Below are 18,119 nucleotides of genomic sequence, written 5' to 3'. Positions count from 1 at the left end.
CTCCGGGAGCCCGCTCGGAGTTTCCCCCGACGAGGAGCCCCCTATGTCGCGCCTGTCTGCACGACGCCGTTCCGCACGCCTCACGGCGGCCACCGGTGTCATCGCCCTGCTCACCACGTCGTTGATCGCCGTCGCCGCCGCTCCCGCGAGCGCAGCGCCGACCACCACGACGAACACCTACTCCTACACCGGCTCGACCGCGTCGTTCGTCGTGCCCGCCGGCGTCACCGCCCTCAACCTCACGCTCGTGGGTGGCTTGGGCGGCAACGGCGGCGCCGACGCGACAGCCGCTCCCGACCTCGGATCGTATCGAGGGGTCGTCAGCGGCAGCGTGGCCGTGACGCCGGGATCGACGATCACGATCGCCGTCGGCTCGGGCGGCACGACCGGAACATCCAGCACGTCGGGAGCCACGGCGGCACCGGCGGGGGGCAACAACCCGCTGGCCGGCTTCGACGGCGGTCCCGGTGGCCGCACCGGCACCCGCGGGTCTTCCGGCCAGGGCGGCGCCGGTGGTGCGGCCAGTGTCGTCGTGATCGGCTCCGACCAGATCGTCGCCGCCGGCGGCGGCGGCAACGGTGGGTCGGGTCAGTTCGCCCCGACGCGGGGACGCAACGCCGACGGCACGTACGTCGGCCGCACCGACACCACGTCGACCAACGGCCAGACCGGCATCAACGCGTTCGACCGCTGCGCGCAGGTCTCCTGCAGCAACGACGACGGCGGCGGCTCCGGCGGTGGCGGCGGTGGCGCGCAGGGTGGCGCCCAGGGTGCCATCGAGTTCGGCGCTGGCACCTCCAACGAGTGGTTCGGCTACGGCGGCTCGGTGGGACAGAACAGCACCGCGGGGCGAAGCAGCCTCACCTCCTCCTACCAGTACGTCGCCGCGAACGGCACCAACGGCTCCATCACGATCTCCTACGACACCGGTGCGCCCTCCGCGCCGTCGGCCGTCCGCGGCGTCGCGGGCGTGTCGTCGGTCGCCCTCGAGTGGAACCCGCCGGCGTCGGCCGGTGGCGCCCCGGTCAGCGACTACGCGGTGCAGTACAGCTCCGATGGCGGTTCCACCTGGAGCGCCTCGACCCTCGTCGGCTCGGCACGCACCGACACCACGATCTCCGGCCTGACCAACGGCACCGCCTACGTCTTCCGTGTGGCCGCCGTCTCCACCGAGGGCACCGGTGACTTCTCGGCGCAGTCGGCGCCTCTCACGCCGTACGCTGCGCCGTCGGCTCCCACGATCACCTCGCTCGAGGGCCAGGACGGCGCGCTCCGCGCGTCGTTCACCGCGCCGACGTCCGGAGCACCGGTCACCGGGTACGAGTACCGCGTCGACGGCGGTTCGTGGCTGCCCGCGGCGGGAACCACCTCACCTCTGGCCATCCCGGGCCTCACCAACGGCACGACGTACCAGGTCGAGCTGCGGGCGACGAGCTCCGTCGGTGCCGGTGCGGCCAGCACGCCCGCGTCGGGCACGCCCATCGCCGTGCCCGGCGCGCCGACGATCGTCAGCGCGACGGCAGCGGCCCAGACGATCAGCCTCGACGTGACGCCCGGTTTCGACGGCGGCTCACCCGTCCTCCGGTACGAGTACCGGATCGGCTCGGGGAACTGGGTCTCCACCGGGAGCACCTCGAGCCCCGTCGTCATCTCCGGGCTCGACGACGGCACGTCGTACTCCGTCGCCGTCCGCGCGGTCAACGCGTCGGGTGCGGGTGTCGCCTCCGACGCCGTGACCGTGCGCACCCCGGGCGTGCCCGCCGCGCCGATCGGCGTCACCGTGACCCCGGGTGACGAGACGCTCACCGTGGCTTACCAGCTCGGCGACAGCAACGGCAGCCCGATCCAGCGTGTGCAGTACCGGGTGGACGGTGGAGCGTGGAGCGATGTGCCCCACGCGGGGACCTTCGTCCTGACCGACCTCACCAACGGCACGTCGTACGGCGTGCAACTGCGGGCGATCAACGCGCTCGGCTCCGGGATGCCGTCCTCGACCGTTTCCGGCACCCCGCGCGGCCTCGCCTCGGCGCCGACCATCACGGCGGTCTCCGCCACCGACCCGGTGACCCTCACCGTGGACTTCACCGCCCCGGCGACCACCGGCGGCAGCGCGATCACCGGCTACGAGTACTCCACCGACGGCGGTGCCACGTGGCGGACTCGCGACGACGGCGGCGACACCGCCTCGCCGATCGTCCTCACGACGTCGTCCTCCGACGGATCCACTCCGCTGGATTCCGGCGAGACGTATCCCATCGAGATCCGCGCGATCACCGCGGTGGGCGCGGGGGCGGCCTCGGCCGTCGTCGACGGCGTGCCGGTGGATGTTCCCTCCGCGCCGACCATCTCGTCGGTCACCCCTCGTTCGGGCGCCGTGGCGGTGGCCTTCACCCCGGGTGCGAACGGTGGCCGGGCGATCACCGCTTATGAGTACAGCGTGAACGGTGGCGCCTGGACCTCCACGGGGAGCCTTTCGACCTCGTTCGTGATCGGCGACCTGACCGACGGCGTGTCGGCGTCGGTGCGCGTTCGGGCGATCTCCTCCGTCGGGACCGGCTCGCCCTCGGCTCCGGAATCGGCGACGCCGGCCTCGGCTCCCGAGCGTCCGACGGTGACCTCCGTCGTCCGCAGCGACCGCACCCTCACGGCCGACATCACACCCGGCGCGAACGGCGGCGCGGCCATCACCTCGTGGCAGTACTCCACCGACGGCGGTGCGACCTGGGCCACCGCATCGGGGACCTCCCTTCCGCTGGCGATCACCTCGCCCTCCGCCGACACCGGCGTCCGCCTCGTCAACGGCCAGGGGTACTCGCTCCAGGTGCGCGCGGTGAACTCGGCCGGCGTCAGCCCGGTCTCCAACATCGTGACGGTCGCCCCGGCCTCGGCCCCGCCGCGTCCCACGGTCACCGTGACGCCGGGCGACTCCGCGGTCTCGGTGTCCTACGCCCTGACCGGCGACGGCGGCTCTCCGCTCACGCGGGTGGAGTACTCGCTCGACGGCGACACCTGGATCGACACCGCCAGCCTCGCGACGTCGTTCGTGCTGACCGGCCTGACCAACGGCACGGCCGTGAACGTTCAGGTGCGTGCGATCAACGCGATCGGGACCGGTGCCGCCTCCGCGGTGGCCACGACCACCCCGCGCACCGTTCCCGGCGCACCGCAGTCGGTCGCCGCGGTCTCGAACACGGGCTCGCTCGACGTGACCTGGTCTGCTCCCTCGTCCGACGGGGGCAGCGCGGTCACCGGATACACCGCGCGCGTCTACGCGTCGGCGACCTCGACGAGCGTCGTCGCCTCGTGCACCACGGCGTCGACGAGCTGCACCGTGACCGGGCTCACCAACGGCACCGAGTACTACGTGGCCGTCACGGCGTCGAACGTCGCCGGCGCCGGCCCCGCGTCCGCTCCCCGCGCCACGGGCACGCCGCTGGCCCGGCCGGCGGCACCGACGATCACCTCGGTGACCGCCGGCGATCAGCGCCTCACCGTCGCCTTCACCGCGGGCGCCGCGGGTGACCGCGCCATCACGCGCTACCAGTACACGACCGACGACGGCGCGACCTGGGCCGACCTGTCCGGCCTCAGCAGTCCGCTGGTCATCTCGGGCCTCACCAACGGCACGACCTACTCGGTGAAGCTGCGGGCCGTCAGCGCGGCCGGCGCGGGTGCGGCCTCCAACGCCGGCTCCGGAAAGCCCATCGGCTACCCCGGCGTGCCGGGCAACATCACGGCGACCGCGGCGAACAACTCCATCGTCGTGGCCTGGACCGCCGCCGATGCGAACGGCGGCGTGGTGCAGTCGTACACGGCCACCGCGTTCAGCGCAGCGGGCGCCGGATCCACCATCACCACGTGCACGACCGCGACCCTCACGTGCACGCTGACCGGTCTCACCAACAACACCACCTACTACGTGTCGGTGCAGACGCTCACGCAGGGCGGGCTGTACTCGGAGCGGTCGAACCCGCGCGTGCCGGCGACCCCGGGCACCGTCCCCGGAGCGCCCGCCTCGGTGACCGCCGCTGCGGGGAACGCCTCGGCCGCGCTGTCGTGGACCGCGCCGACCGCGGGCACCTCGACGATCTCCGGGTACGACATCCTCTGCTCGGCGTCCGGCGGATCCTTCACGTCGTGCGGCACGGCCACCGGTACCAGCACGACGGTGACGGGGCTCACGAACGGCGTCAGCTACCAGTTCCGGGTCGTGGCGCGGAATGCATCCGGCCCGGGATCGGCCTCGGCGTCGTCGAACGCGGTGACCCCTCGCGCTCCGGGCGTCGCGCCGACGTTCGGCACTCCGACCCGCACGGCCGACGGGTACACCGTGGGCATCACGAACGTCGACCCCCTCGCGACCTACACCGCCACCTCGACGGCGGGTACGGCCACCGTCAGCGCCGGTGTCGTCACGGTCACAGGCCTGAATGCCGGACAGACCGCTGGCGTCACGGTCACCGTCGCGCGCGCCGACCGCGCCTCGGCGTCGGGCACGACGTCGGGATCTGCGCTCGCCGCCGGCGTCGCACCCGCGCTCGGCGACATCACGCGGACGGCCGACGGCTTCACCGTCGCGATCGAGAACCTCGACCCGGCCGCCGACTACGACGTGACGACCACGGCCGGTTCGGCGACCATCGGAGGCGACGGCGTCGTCACCGTCACCGGGCTGGAGCCTGGTCAGGCGGCCACCGTCACCGTCACCGTCTCGAAGACCGGCAGCACCGACGCCGACACCGAGGGGGAAGGATCCGCACTCGACGCGGGCGTCGCTCCCACGTTCGGCGAGGTGACCCGCACGGTCGACGGCTACCGCGTGGTCATCGACAACCTCGACGAGGACGCCGAGTACACGGTCACCTCCTCCTCGGGCACCGCCACCATCGACGGTGACATCGTCACGGTCACCGGACTCGAGCCGGGCGAGACCGCAACGGTCACCGTCACCGTCGCCGCGCCCGGGGCGACCCCCGCGTCGGCGAGCACGTCGGGTCGCGCCCTCACCTCGGGCTCCGCTCCCGATCTCGGCGCCGTCACCCGCACGGCGGGCGGTTACACCGTGGCGATCGACGACTACGACGAGGACGCGACCTACACGGTGAGCGCCACGGCGGGCACGGCGTCGATCGTGGACGGCGTCGTGGTCGTGACCGGTCTCGAACCGGGACAGTCGGCATGGGTGACGGTCACCGTCGCTCGATCCGGCGAGGCCCCCGCACAGTCTTCGGCGCTCGCGTTCGCGCTCGCCGCAGGCGTCGCACCCGACCTGGGGGAGGTGACGCGCACGTCGGACGGCTTCTCCGTTCCGGTCGTGAACGTCGATCCGGATGCGACGTACGCGGTCACGACGACCGCAGGCACGGCAACGGTCGCGGACGGTGTCGTCACCGTCTCCGGCCTGGAGCCGGGGGAGTCGGCCACCGTCACGGTCACCGTGGCGAAGGACGGCTTCACCGACGCCGAGGAGTCGGCCACCGGAACGGCCTTGGAGACGGGAGTGAAGCCTGAGTTCGGCGACCTCACCCGCACCGAGGACGGCTTCACGGTGCCGATCGAGAACGTGGATGCCGACGCGACGTACGCCGTGTCGACGACCGCGGGCTCGGCGACCATCGCCGACGGCGTGGTCACCGTGACGGGATTGCAGCCGGGGGAAACGGCGACCGTCACGGTGACCGTGTCGACACCGGGCGCCACCACGGCGACCGAGTCGACGGCGGGTGCCGCGCTGGGGGCTGGTGTGGCTCCGCAGTTCGGCGCGCTCACGCGGACCGCGCACGGCTTCCTCGCGCCGATCACCAACTTCGACCCCGACGCCCAGTACACCGTCGCCGTGAACGTCGGCACGGTGGGTCTCCTCGACGGCATGGTCGTCGTCAGCGGCCTGGAGCCGGGGGAGTCGGCCGAGGTCACCGTCTCGGTCGCGAAGACGGGCCGCACGGATGCGGAGGCGAATGTCGTGGGCACGGCCCTCGAGAGCGGCTCCGTCCCGGAAGCCGGAGAGGTCACCCGCAGCGCAGGCGGCTTCTCCTTCGCGATCGAAGACCCCGACCCCGATGCCACCTACACCGTGAGCACCACGGCGGGAACGGCCATCATCGTCGACGGTGTGGTCGTGGTCACCGGCCTCCGCCCCGGCGAGACGGCGGAGGTCACCGTCACCGCCACGAAGGAAGGCGCCACGACGACCACCACGACGGTCACCGGCTCGGCCCTCGACCGAGGCGTCCGGCCCATCCTGGGCGCCGTCACCCGCACGGTGACCGGATTCACCGTCCCGATCACCAACTTCGACCCGGAGGTGACCTACACGGTCGAGTCCTCGGCCGGAAGCGCCACGATCGGAGCGAACGCTCCGCGGCGGGTGGCAGCTGTTGTCGCACCGGCGGCACCGGCGGGCGCGAACATCGTGACCGTCACGGGCCTGCGCCCCGGACAGTCGGCCGTCATCACCGTGACCGCCTCGGCGACGGGGGCGACCTCCGCCGCGGCCGGCACCAACGGCGCCGCGCTCGACCCGGGCGTTCCCGCGGAGTTCGGCAAGCCCGCATATGAGGACGGCACCATCACGGTCCTCATCAGCGACTACGACCCGAACGCCGAGTACGAGGTCACGACGTCGCGCGGCTCGGTCGAGCGTGTGGGGGCGTACCTCATCGTCACGGGTCTCGAGCCGGGCGAGGAGGCCATGCTGACGGTCGTCGTCCGTCGCGATGGCGCCGTGGAGGCGGAGTCCACGCTCACCGTGGCTGCGCCGACCGACAACGGTGGCACCGACAACGGCGGCACCGACAACGGTGGTGGGACCGGTGGCGAAGGCAACGGCGGCGGGAACGGGAACGGTGGCACCGACAACGGGGGTACCGAGGGGCGCCCGGCCGGCAACGGCGGCAGCGACGGCAGCCTCCCGGGCACGGGCGGCGACTCGGCCGCGCTCCTGTGGTGGAGCCTCCTCGGGGTCCTCACCCTCGGAGCCGGTACCGGTGTCACGATCCTCGGCTGGCGCCGTCGTCGTCAGACCGAGCAGGACTGAGGTCACGGGTGGGATCGCGGTCTGCGCCCCGATCCCACCCGTGATATCCTCGGGAAGTTGATTGCACGCGTGCGTGCACTCGCGCGAGTGGCGGAATAGGCAGACGCGCTGGCTTCAGGTGCCAGTGCCCGAAAGGGCGTGGGGGTTCAACTCCCCCCTCGCGCACAGCGCAGAAACAACCCCCGACCTGGGATTCTCCGGGCGGGGGTTGTTTCGTTCCCGGCCCAATGGCCCCCGGTGCAACGACCTGTGCAACGCCTCCTCCGCTCAGGTGGCGCGTTCTGCGGTCACAATCTCAGTGAGGCATCAAACTGCGCCACCTGAGCGACGGGGACACCGTGCCGTGGGGGTAGGGAAGGTAGAGGGATGGCCCGAAGATCACGAGTTCCCGATTGCTTGTTGCGTCGTGGTGAGCGGATTTCCGATCGTGTGTTCGATTCGGTCGTCTTCGGCCGGGTGGATGTCGAGCAGGGTCCGCCCGACGATCAGCGTCCCGTCGTGGAGAGAACGCGACTTCGGAATGCGGTGATCGAGAATGCGTACCTTTCGGAGCTGGTCTTGCGTGATGTGGTGCTGGAGGACGTGCGGTTCCGCTCGCTCGCGGTCATCAACTTCGCCGTGGAGCTGGAACGGGTCACCCTCCGCGGGAACGTGGGGCCGGTGGTGTTCGCTGTCGAGCATCCGGGGCATCCCGCGCCCGGGTACCGGGAGCATCTGGCCGCGCTGGACGATGCGAACGAGACGTGGTCGCTCGATGTGTCGGAGGCGAGTGGAGACATCGATATCCGTGGGTATGCAGGGAGTCGGCTCCGGTTGAACCCCGCACATCAGACGTATGTGCCGCGAGCGGTGTTCCGGTCTCCGGAGTGGCGGGAGTTCACTGATCGGGGGGTGTGGGAGTCGTCGATCCGACTGGCGGAGGCTGGCGACCACGATTTCGTGTTCCTTGCGAACCCGACGAGCAAGTACTTCGAGGAGGAGAGGGACTTCGTGCAGCTGCTCCGGGAGAAGGGGTTTGGTCAGTGATTCGGCGTGCCGTGTGGGCGGGTACAAGTGGTGCTCGGCTTCATCCGCTACTCACTTGCTCAGATGGCGCACTCCGCGCCGATGGTCCCGACCCAGTCCGCTCGGGTGGCGCACTCTGTGGCTACAACCGCAGCGAGGCAGCACTCTGCGCCACCTGAGCGACGCGACCGCACGGAACCCCGAGCCGGAGGCCTACGGGGCGGGGTAGCGGGCGGAGATGCCGGCGAGGAGCAGGTCGATGCCGGCGAGGTACTGCTCCTCGTCGTCGTGGGTGGGGAACCGCTCCAGGATCCCGTGCACGAAGGGGTACTCCTGAGGGTCGAGCCCTTGCCACACCTTCACGAACTCCGTCAGGTAGCTCTCGCGGTCGTAGCCGGCCTGACCGAGCACCTTCGCGAGGCGGGCGTTCGCGGACTGCTGGCTGATGTTCCCGAAGATGTAGCTGCCGATGGCCGCGCAGACGTCGAATTGCTCGTCGGCGGGCACGCCGACGGCGGACAGTCGGCTGCCGACCGCCTCGTAGATCTGGGCCGCGCTCATCCGCGTGGGGTCGTCGTAGAGAGTGGATCCCAGCCAGGGGTGGGCTTCGCTGGCCCGCCAGAGCGACACCGCGACGCCTCGGACCGACCCGATCGGCCCTGGCTCCTCGGGAGCTTCGGACAGGCAGTCCGCGATGACCCGGTTCGTCGCGGCGGAGAGCAGCTCGTCCTTGCCCGCGACGTAGTGGTAGAGCGCGCCGGCGCCCGTGGAGAAGTGGGCGGCGAGGCCGCGGAAGGTGAGCGCGTCTTCCCCGTCGCGGTCGAGGATGGCGATCGCCGCGTCGACGATGCGCTCCCGTGACAGGGAGTCGCGACGCCGGGGGGCGGGCTTCTTCACGGCCTCACGCTAGCACGCTTGACAGTTTTGGAACAAGGTTCCATACTCTCTGATGGAACGGCGTTCCAAACGAATCCGCCCGGATCGGAGAGCACACCATGACCACCGCCCTGAAGACCTCGCCGCGGTACTACCCGTCGTTGCGCGCGGCGTGGATCCCGCTCGCGGCGCTCTGTCTCGCGTTCTTCGTCGAGATGGTCGACAACACCCTGCTCACGATCGCGCTGCCGACCATCGGCCGCGACCTCGGCGGGAGCACGATGGCCCTGCAGTGGATCACCGCCGGGTACGCGCTGACCTTCGGCGGCCTGCTTCTGACCGCCGGGTCGGTCGCCGACCGGTTCGGTCGCAAACGGGTGCTGATGACCGGGCTCGCCTCGTTCGGGCTCATCAGCATCGGCGTGGCGTGGGTGTCGACGGCGAACGAGCTGATCGCCCTCCGCGCGGCTCTGGGCGTCGCCGCCGCGATGATGGCGCCCATCACGAACTCGCTCGTCTTCCGCCTCTTCGAGACCGACGAGCTGCGCCGCAAGGCGATGACGATCATGATCGTCGTCGGAATGAGCGGCTTCGTCCTCGGACCGCTCATCGGCGGGACGGTGCTGGCCCACGTGAGCTGGCACTGGCTCCTGCTCGTGAACGCGCCGATCGCGCTCATCGCGATCATCGGCGTGCGCTTCGGAGTCCCCGCCGACGACAAGGACGGCCTCACCGACGGCAAGCTCGATATCCCGGGTGCGCTCCTCAGCATCGCGACGATCGGACTCGCCTGCTATACCGCCACCAGCGGCGTCGAGAACGGGTGGCTGTCGCTGCCGACGATCGCGATCGGGCTGGGGGCGATCGCTGCGCTCATCGGGTTCATCTGGCGGGAGCGCACGGCCCGACACCCCATGCTCGATCTCACGCTGTTCCAGACGGGTCCGGTGCGGGGCGCGGCGATCGCGCAGGCCGGCGCGGCGCTCGCGATGGCGGGAGTCATGTTCAGCCTGATCCTGCACTTCCAGTACGCGTACGGCTGGTCGCCCCTCGTGGCCGGGCTCGCCAACCTGCCGATCATCGTGACGATGCTCGTCGCCTCCCCCTTGGCCGAGCGCCTCGTGAAGTCCTACGGCCAGCGGGTGGCGTGCGTGATCGGCTCGATCGTCCTCACCCTGGCGCTCGTGGCGATGGCGTGGGCCGTCCCGAACGGCTATCCCGCGATCGCGGTGTGCATGGTGCTCTTCACGATCGGACTCCGCGTTGTGCTGACGACCGCGGCCATCGCGCTCATCAACGCGATGCCGGAGAACCGCACCTCGGTCGGCGCCGCGCTCAACGACACCGCGCAGGAAGTCGGCACGAGCGTCGGTACCGCGCTCATCGGCACGCTCATCGCGACACTCGTCGCCACGGTGCTCCCTGCCGGAGTGTGGAGCGCCGAGCTCGTCGCCCACTTCTTCCACGGCGAGCAGATCGCCTACCTCGTGATGGCCGTCGTCGTGGGCGCCATCTCCATCGGCGGGTCGCTCGTGCTGACAGGCTCGCGCGTCGCCGAGGAGTGAGCCCCGCAGTGCCCTGCGCTGCCCGCTCAGGTGGCGCAAAGTGTGGCCACACTGCTTCCGTTCGCGCAGAGTGCGCCACCTGAGCGGGGTGGTGAGGAGGGTTCGTGGGGAGAGGGGAGAGCTGGCGCGGTCAGGCGCGGAGGCGCCTGTTCAGTTCGTGCGTCACCGCGATGCTCGTGCGGATGAGGCGGGGCAGCTCCCCCCTCGAGTGGAAGTTCATCGCGAGGTGCGCCTTGTTGCGAGGGTCGTAGAAGAGGGATGTGCCGAGCGACCCGAGGTGACCGACCGGTCGAGGCAGACCCCGGAGAAGAGGGGAGAACCCGTCGTACCGGAGCTCCATCATGGCGGCGCCGTAGTGAATACCGGCGCGCACCTTCCCGCGCACGCGCCGCATGACCGCCACGTGGTCATCGTTGAGGAGGGCTCCCTCGTGCAACGCTCGGCTGAACCGGATGAGATCGCCCGGCGTCGACGCGATCCCGCCGCCTGCCCAGCCGCAACTCAGCGCCGGGGTGCGACTGAGGTCGTCACGACCGGAAAAGCACGGCGCGAGATCGCTGCGACCAGCGCGCGGCGACGTGAGTCGCGGGAGGAACGTGCGGTCCAGGCCCAGGGGATGGATGATGCGGGAGGTCACCGCGTCGTGGTAGCTCTGTCCGGTGAGGTGTTCGACCGCGAGCCCTAATAGCACGAATCCGGTGTCGGAGTAGTGGAACGTCTCGCCCGGAACTCCGACGGGGTGCAGGTTGTCGCGTGCGAAGGCCAACAGGTCGCTCGGCGTCCACTCGCGTTGAGGCTCGGCCATTGCTGCCGCGCGGACGCTCGTGCGTCGGCGTCCTTCGAAATAGTCCGCGGCACCGGAGAAATGCTGGAGCAGCTCTCCGATGGCCGGGGCATCGCGACCCGCGGTGAACAGTCCACGAAGCAGACTTGCGGGGAGCAGCCGATCGATTCTCTCGTCCAGGCGCAGGCTCCCGGACTGGACGAGCTGTAGAACGACGACGCCCGTGAAGAGCTTGCCGATGCTGGCGGCGTGGAACGGGGTCGACTGATCGCCGAAGGTGTAGTCGAGGCCCCCCGCCCACAGTGCGACCTGGGGTGCGCCGAGCGCACCGCGGCGACGAGCGAGGCGTTGGAAGCGATGGTCGAGTCGACCGGTGAGCGGTGCCGCGGTATGGCGATGCACTGATACCGACCCGTCGAGATGCGTCATGGTCCTCACCTAGGCTGGGGGTGTTACTCAAAGGAATATTGCTTCAAGTAATATCAGGGAAGTGAGTGCGATGTCGAACGTCATCCTCGGACTGCTCTTCGTCGTCGGCCCGCAGACGATCTACAGCCTCAACAAGTTCTTCGAGGCCGGGATCTCGCTGTTCTACGCGGCGAGTCTCGGCGCGCTGCGGCAAGCGTTGCAGCGGCTCCTCGCCGACGGCCACGTGACTGTCGACGAGCAGCACGACGGCGGGCGGGTGAAGAAGATGTACTCGATCACCTCAGCCGGCCGCGACGCGTTCCTCGAGTGGATGCGCGGTCCTCTCACCGAGCGTGACGCTGAGGTGGGGGCGCTGTCGAAGCTCTACTTCCTGGGCGCGCTCGGTGCCCCTGACCGCCAGGCCACGCTCGAGACGATCCGTCAGCGCATCGCGCGTGATGAGGCTGCGCTGCAGGCGATCGTGCCGCTGGTCGACGGCGCCGAGGTTCCGGAGGAGTTTCGACGCATCGCGCACTACCAGCGCCTCACGCTCGAGTACGGCCTGCGGAGCCATGCCTTCGCCCGGGAGTTCTTCGCTGTCCTGGATGTAGACGACACGGCCGCGCCGTAGACCGGAACCCGCCGCCGCTGAAACGCCCCTGGCTGACGCGCCCCCGCGGGCGCCCCTGGCTCAGGTGGCGCATCCCGCGGGCATCCCTGCGCTCAGGTGGCGCGCTCTGCGCCTACAGAGCGGCCAAAGGCACGTTTTGCGCCACGTGAGCGACCGATGAACGTGCCACGTGCATTACCCCGGCGGACGGCGACAAGCGACACATCGCGGCAGAAACAGGATGCGAAGTGCGCGTCCTTTCGGCGGGATCGCGGACGCAAAGGCGCCTCGGTGATGGGCAAGGAGACGGTGACCACGATCTACGACTCGGCCTCCACGCCGAGCTGGATGACGGGCGGCTTCGGCTGGGGCACGTATGTGGCCGAGTCGCGCTTCGACTACGCGTCGCGGCCCGTGGCGATGGACCTCGGAACGACGTATGGCGCCGTCGTCACGTACGCGTGGGAGGAGGGCACCGATCGGCTTCAGCGGATCGCGCTCGACCGCGAGCGGGTCGACGGAACGGAGATCGCTCTGGCGTACGACTACGACGACGCGGGCAACATCACGAGCGTCTCCGATACGCCGTCGAACGAGGCGGTGTCCGGCAACGTCGAAGCGCAGTGCTTCCGCTATGACGCGCTCCGCCGGCTGACGTCGATGTGGACGGTGGAGGAGCCGGACTGTGGCGCGATTCCCACAGCGTGGTCGCAGATCGGCGGGCCGGCTCCCATGTGGACGAGCTTCGGCTACGACACTCTGGGCAACCGCACCTCGAAGACGGTTCGTTCGGCTTCGGGCAGTGTCGTCACCACGTCGACCTTCGGCGCGGGCACCGCGGGGCCTCATCAGCTGACGTCTCAGACGGTGACCGGCCAGTCGGCGGTGTCGATCACGTGGGATGCGGCCGGCAATCGGACGGGCCGCACGCAGGGTTCGTCGTCGGCGTCCTATACGTGGGATGCGGAGGGCGAGCTGGTGTCGTCCACGGCCGGCTCGAGTTCCGTGTCCAGCGTCTACGACGCGGACGGGTCGAGACTGGTGCGGTTTGACGGCGCCAACGCCACGGTGTACTTGCCGGGCGGGATGGAGGTGTCGTCCTCTTCGTCGACCGCGGTCACTGCGGCGCGGTGGTATTCGTTCGCGGGCAAGACGGTGGCCTACCGCACCGGAAATGGTCTGTCGGGTGTGACGAGTGTCGTCACCGATCAGCAGGGAACCATCGTCGGCACGGTTCACAACACCGACTGGGCGGCCGGAGTGTCGCGCAAGCGCCCGGACCCCTTCGGCGGTGCGCGCTCGTCGTCGGGTGTCACGGCGCAGGGCCGCGGGTTCTTGGGGGCGCCGCATGACAGCAGTGCGTTGGTGCTGCTGGGGGCGAGGTACTTCGATCCGGGGACGGGCACGTTCGCTTCGGTGGACCCGTTGCTGGATCCGATGAACCCGGCCCAGTTCAACGCCTACGTGTACTCGGGCAACAACCCCGTTACCTGGAGCGACCCCTCCGGACTCACGTGGAGCCGCGGGCCCGTAGCCGTCGGCGACGAGGGCATCACGTGGGTCAACAAGCGCGCAAGCGGAGGCAAGAAGAAGAGCAGCGGGGCGAGTGTGTCGGCGCAACATGCCGCGCAATCGTCCACGGCCGGTGAACCGGAGCGGAGGTGCACCCGCGGCCGTGTGTCCGTTTGCCCCTCCCACTTCTCATGGGAAAAGGTAACCGCGTCCTTCGAGGTGCTGGTTGTCGTCGTCGGGTTCATTCCCGTGCTCGGCGAAGCCGCAGACGGCGTGAGCGCAGGCGTATGCGTCGTGCAGGGCGACATGGAATGCGCAGCGTTGAGCGCCGCGAGTGCGGTCCCCTTCCTCGGCTGGGGCGCCGGCGCCGCGAGATTCGGCAAAGCTGGCGAGCGGATCGCGGATGCCTCGTCGGCAGCCACGAAAGCTCGGGGCTTGGGGAACCTCACGTACGCATCTCTCGGCATCGCCCCGTATCGCACCCAAAGATTGTTCACATCAGGTAAGGGGGGAGAGGCCCAGGCCCACCACTTGATCGAGCAGCGCTTCCGTCAGCAGATGGGAGGCAACACAGATGACTGGCCTACGGTAGTAGTGACCCGGGCAGAACACCAGGCGTTTACGAATGCTTGGCGGACAGCGATACCGTATCGGGACGGTACCAGACTGGCTAGTAGAGGGCAGATCGAGGCTGCAGCCCGAGAGGTTTACCGTGACTACCCCGCAATCCTGGAGACGCTGGGCTACTGATGAGTGACTACGTCGAGCTGCAACAGCTGCGGGATCGAGGTTGGCCGTGGCATAAGTCGTCGGGGGGTTTGACCCCGATGTTTGGCGAGGATGGTTGGTGTCATTCGTGTGGGGTGCCGAAGGGGCCGCAGTCGGGGTCGTTGGTGTTGCAACGGCGCGGGCTGCGGGTCGAGGGTGCGTGGGTGCCGAATTGGCAGTTCGACGTGATTTGTATGACGGCGGAGCTGGGGCGAGTGGCGGCTGAGCGGTTCCGTCTGGAGACGCGGGTGGTGCGGTGGCCGGCGGGCCCGGTGGGCGATGTGGTACAGATCGTCATCCCCACGGTGGGGGAGTCGTGGTTCGACCCTGAGGAGCTGCGGGCGGAGGCGATCAAGCGTCACGGGGTCGCTGGTGCCCGGTGTGAGGAGTGCGGTGTGTGGCGGTGGATGCCGCTGGGGCTCTCGATGTTGCCTCCGCTTCGGACTCCGCGCTCGGTGTCGGCAGATGTGGATATTGCGGCCAGTCCGGAGTGGTTCGGTGACGGGTTCAACGCGTTTCGTCAGGTGATCATGAAGCGGGAGCTGGCGGAGTTTCTCGTGGAGGCAAGCCCCCGCGACTTCGAGATCAACCCGAATGTGGAGATCATCCCGACGTGACCAGGGACGTCGACCACGTATGCAGGAGGTGGGCCATCACCGGTCGAATCGGGCGTCTTGCTGCGCGCGAGCTGGTTCTGTCGGCGGTGTTCCTGGTCGTGTCCGTCATGATCATTGGAGTGACAGCGGGATCGGCCTACTGGAAGCTGATCGTCGTGGACAACCCCGCCATCGTCTCGTTATCTGGAGGGTGGTGCGGGCTCGTCGTTGCCTTTCTGCTCGGAGGATTCGTTACAGCGCTCATCTGCTTCGGTGTGGCTTTTCGTTTCCGCGGGGTGACGCGGCATTTTCGTCCGATGGCTGCCCTGATCGGGAACGTGGCCACGTCGCTCGGCGCTCTCGGCCTCTCTGCGCTCTACGGCGGCAGGTGGGAGTGGCAGGTCTGGATCATTGCCGCCGCCGTGCTCGGGGTGGGGGCATTCTGGCTGAGCCTGCTTCCCCTCAGCGACAGGGTCGCGGCGCCGGATTCCACGCGCGCGGTGAGCTCCCGTGACGCCGCCCCTCCGCCCGACCTCGAGGTCATCTGAGATGGCGACGCGGAAGTCCAACCGGCCGACGTTCGCTGTCGTGGCCCTCGGAGTGCTCGGCCTGCTATTGCTCACCGCGCGCCTGATCGCAGCCGTGAACGACCGGGACGGGCTGGGGGTGTCGGCGGTCGAAGTGCTGGTGGCAGGTCTTGTAGTGTCTGCCATGTTCTCTGCCGGTGTGATGTGGTGGGCGGCGGGGGTCCCCTTTCGCGGGATGGCTCGTCTCCGCGCGTTGGTCGGCGAGCGAACCATCGTCCCCCTGGGTGTGCCGAGGGAGCAGCGTGACGCGTTCACGGTGTTGACGGGACTGGAGAAGCCGGCGTTGTACTACTTCGCGGTGTGTGATCCGCACCGGATCGAGTTGTGGCGGGGTCGGAAGCCTCGGCTGGTGACGTCGTTGGAGTCGCCACAGATCTCGTTCGACATTGAGTACACGTCGACGTATGCGGCGACGTTTCCGATGTTGAAGATCACCGTGGCGGGCCGGTCGGCTGTGGTGTTGGTCCCGGATGAGGGCCGGCAGTGGTTTCCACACACGCTGAAGGAAGAGCCGATGCGGCACCTCGTCGACGCCCTCAACAGCCTCCAGCGCGAAGACGCCTAGCCCGCGAGCCCGCTCGCCCCCGACTCACCCGCGTCGGGGTGGCCGGGAGGGGATGCGGAGGGGTTTGGTCGCCCGGTCGGCGGCGGCGCGGACGCGCGGCCGAGGCACGTCGCGGCTGGCGCCACCGACCGACCGGAAGGAGCCGGCGTTCATGACGCCGTTCCTAGGCCCCCTTACGGACCCGGGTGGTGGTCTGCTCGACCTTCGCGCGCTTCACCTCACGCTTCTCTTTGAGAGACAGCTTCGGTTGCTTCTTTTCGGATCGTGCCATGACGGTACTCGCTTCCCTGTAGTAGCTGGCGGGTATCCGGCCGACCATAGCCCAGTTCCGGAGGGAAGTCACTTCCGCGCCGCGACCCCGCCGGCACCCCGTCGCGCACCCCAGTCCACGACTTAATAATCGCTGTTGACAAAGGTGTGGAATAAGCAGCAGACTGACCTCGGACGCGACGTCGCGCCCACACAGCACGCGAACGCTCCACCCGAGAGCGCGCGCCCTCTGGGAAGGAACCCTCAATGAAGAGCATCCGCTTCACGGCGGTGGCAGCTGTCGCGATCGGCGCCGTCGCCCTCGCCGGCTGCACCTCCACCGCACCCGAAAACCCCGGCAGCACCGACCCCGGCAGCCTGACGGTGTGGATCATGGGCGACAGCTCCGAGCACTTCGACACGCTCGTCGCGCCGTTCGAGAAGGAGACCGGCATCGACGTCGAGACGGTCGCGGTGCCGTGGGACGCGATCGATCAGAAGTTCACCACCGCGGTGGCCTCGGGCGACGGTCCCGACCTGCTGCAGATCGGGGTCTCCAAGCTCCGCACCTTCGCCGACAGCGGCGCGCTGCTGGAACTCGACGACGACACGATCGCCGACTACCCGAACCTGGCGGCCACCAACTTCCTCGACGGCGTCGCGGGCGAGGCCACGGCGATCGGCGGCTCGGTGTACTCGCTGCCGTGGGTCGCCGACACGCGCGTGCTGTTCACCCGCACCGACATCCTCACCGAGGCCGGCATCGATGCCCCGCCCGCGACGTGGGACGAGCTCCGCGCCGATGCGAAGACTCTCGCCGGTCGCGGCGACGGCCAGTACGGCTACTACATCCCGCAGTGGGACAGCGCCCTCCCCGTCGTGATGACGTGGGACCAGGGCGGGGAGATCGTGAACGGCGATGGGATGATCGACTTCGACACCCCCGCGTTCCAGTCCGCCGTCGACCTCTACACCGACCTCTACGCCGACGGCAGCGTGCCCACCAACAGCGACTTCGACCAGACCCAGGGATTCGTCTCGGGGGCAACGCCGATGCTCGTGAGCGGCCCCTACCTCGCCGCGGCCATCGCCGACGCCGCCCCCGATCTCGAGGGCAAGTGGACCGTGAGCACGCTGCCGTCGGGAGCTGCCGCAGGCTCCGACACGTCGCTGCTGGCGGGCTCGAACCTCGGCGTCTGGGCCAAGACGAAGAACGAAGCGGGCGCGCTGAAGCTCCTCGACTTCCTCTCCACCCCGAAGACCCAGGTGTCGTGGTTCGACCTCGACGGCCAGCTGCCGACGGTGAAGGCCGCCCTCGCCGACGACGCCCTCACCTCCGACCCGCTGGTGGCCGTCTACTCGACACAGCTCGCCAACGCGCGTCTGCTGCCCCTCGTGCCCAACTGGGACGGCGAGACCGGCAAGGCGCTCCTCGACGCGCTCAACGCGATCGTCCTCACCGGCGCCGACCGCGATCAGACCATCCAGGGACTGATCGAGGCGACCAAGGACACCTCCGTCAACTGACCCCGTCACCCGATCCCGTGCGGAGGCGCGG

Annotated in this window: 11 protein-coding genes and 1 tRNA gene; 10 read left to right on the top strand and 2 right to left on the bottom strand. The window is 69.4% G+C overall.

All coding sequences use genetic code 11. From position 1 onward, the window contains the following. Positions 1-43: 43 nt before the first annotated feature. From AVP41_RS12470 to AVP41_RS12460, 3 genes are all read left to right on the top strand, one after another. A complete protein-coding gene (locus tag AVP41_RS12470; protein ID WP_067164886.1) occupies positions 44-7,036 on the top strand; it encodes a beta strand repeat-containing protein in 6,993 nt (2,330 codons plus the stop codon). Between the two features lie 81 nt (positions 7,037-7,117). Further along, a tRNA-Leu gene (locus AVP41_RS12465) sits at positions 7,118-7,201 on the top strand. 264 nt (positions 7,202-7,465) lie between these two features. Beyond that, the gene (locus tag AVP41_RS12460) at positions 7,466-8,062 is read left to right on the top strand and encodes a hypothetical protein (protein WP_067164883.1); all 597 of its coding nucleotides are present in this window, start codon (positions 7,466-7,468) and stop codon (positions 8,060-8,062) included. A gap of 192 nt (positions 8,063-8,254) precedes the next feature. Here AVP41_RS12460 and AVP41_RS12455 read toward each other — a convergent pair whose 3' ends face one another. Then, positions 8,255-8,938 carry a TetR/AcrR family transcriptional regulator gene (locus AVP41_RS12455; RefSeq protein ID WP_067164880.1) on the bottom strand — a complete coding sequence of 228 codons (684 nt, stop codon included), beginning with the start codon at positions 8,936-8,938 and terminating at the stop codon, positions 8,255-8,257. A 98-nt stretch (positions 8,939-9,036) separates the two neighbouring features. Here AVP41_RS12455 and AVP41_RS12450 point away from each other — a divergent pair, with 98 nt between their 5' ends. Next, complete coding sequence (locus tag AVP41_RS12450; protein WP_067164876.1) at positions 9,037-10,482, top strand: MFS transporter; 1,446 nt, start codon at positions 9,037-9,039, stop codon at positions 10,480-10,482. A gap of 130 nt (positions 10,483-10,612) precedes the next feature. Here AVP41_RS12450 and AVP41_RS12445 read toward each other — a convergent pair whose 3' ends face one another. Next, complete coding sequence (locus AVP41_RS12445) at positions 10,613-11,695, bottom strand: serine hydrolase domain-containing protein (RefSeq protein ID WP_067164873.1); 1,083 nt, start codon at positions 11,693-11,695, stop codon at positions 10,613-10,615. A gap of 70 nt (positions 11,696-11,765) precedes the next feature. Between AVP41_RS12445 and AVP41_RS12440 the strand changes: the two genes are divergently transcribed. From AVP41_RS12440 to AVP41_RS12415, 6 genes are all read left to right on the top strand, one after another. Next, the gene (locus tag AVP41_RS12440) at positions 11,766-12,305 is read left to right on the top strand and encodes a PadR family transcriptional regulator (protein ID WP_067164869.1); all 540 of its coding nucleotides are present in this window, start codon (positions 11,766-11,768) and stop codon (positions 12,303-12,305) included. A gap of 273 nt (positions 12,306-12,578) precedes the next feature. Continuing rightward, complete coding sequence (locus tag AVP41_RS12435; RefSeq protein ID WP_067164866.1) at positions 12,579-14,546, top strand: RHS repeat-associated core domain-containing protein; 1,968 nt, start codon at positions 12,579-12,581, stop codon at positions 14,544-14,546. A gap of 182 nt (positions 14,547-14,728) precedes the next feature. Further along, positions 14,729-15,181, top strand: coding sequence for a hypothetical protein (locus tag AVP41_RS12430; RefSeq protein ID WP_197464327.1), 453 nt, complete (start codon positions 14,729-14,731; stop codon positions 15,179-15,181). After that, positions 15,178-15,708, top strand: coding sequence for a hypothetical protein (locus AVP41_RS12425; RefSeq protein ID WP_067164860.1), 531 nt, complete (start codon positions 15,178-15,180; stop codon positions 15,706-15,708). Before AVP41_RS12430 ends, AVP41_RS12425 begins: the two co-directional genes overlap by 4 nt. 40 nt (positions 15,709-15,748) lie before the next feature. Beyond that, positions 15,749-16,312, top strand: a complete 564-nt coding sequence (locus AVP41_RS12420) for a hypothetical protein (protein ID WP_157532481.1) — start codon at positions 15,749-15,751, stop codon at positions 16,310-16,312. 516 nt (positions 16,313-16,828) lie between these two features. Further along, positions 16,829-18,088 (top strand): extracellular solute-binding protein, encoded by a 1,260-nt coding sequence (locus tag AVP41_RS12415; protein ID WP_197464326.1) that lies wholly within the window; start codon positions 16,829-16,831, stop codon positions 18,086-18,088. Positions 18,089-18,119: the final 31 nt, after the last annotated feature.

Source organism: Microbacterium sp. TNHR37B (genome assembly GCF_001620065.1).
Classification (GTDB): Bacteria; Actinomycetota; Actinomycetes; order Actinomycetales; family Microbacteriaceae; genus Microbacterium.
This window is presented reverse-complemented; position numbering and strand designations above follow the sequence as displayed.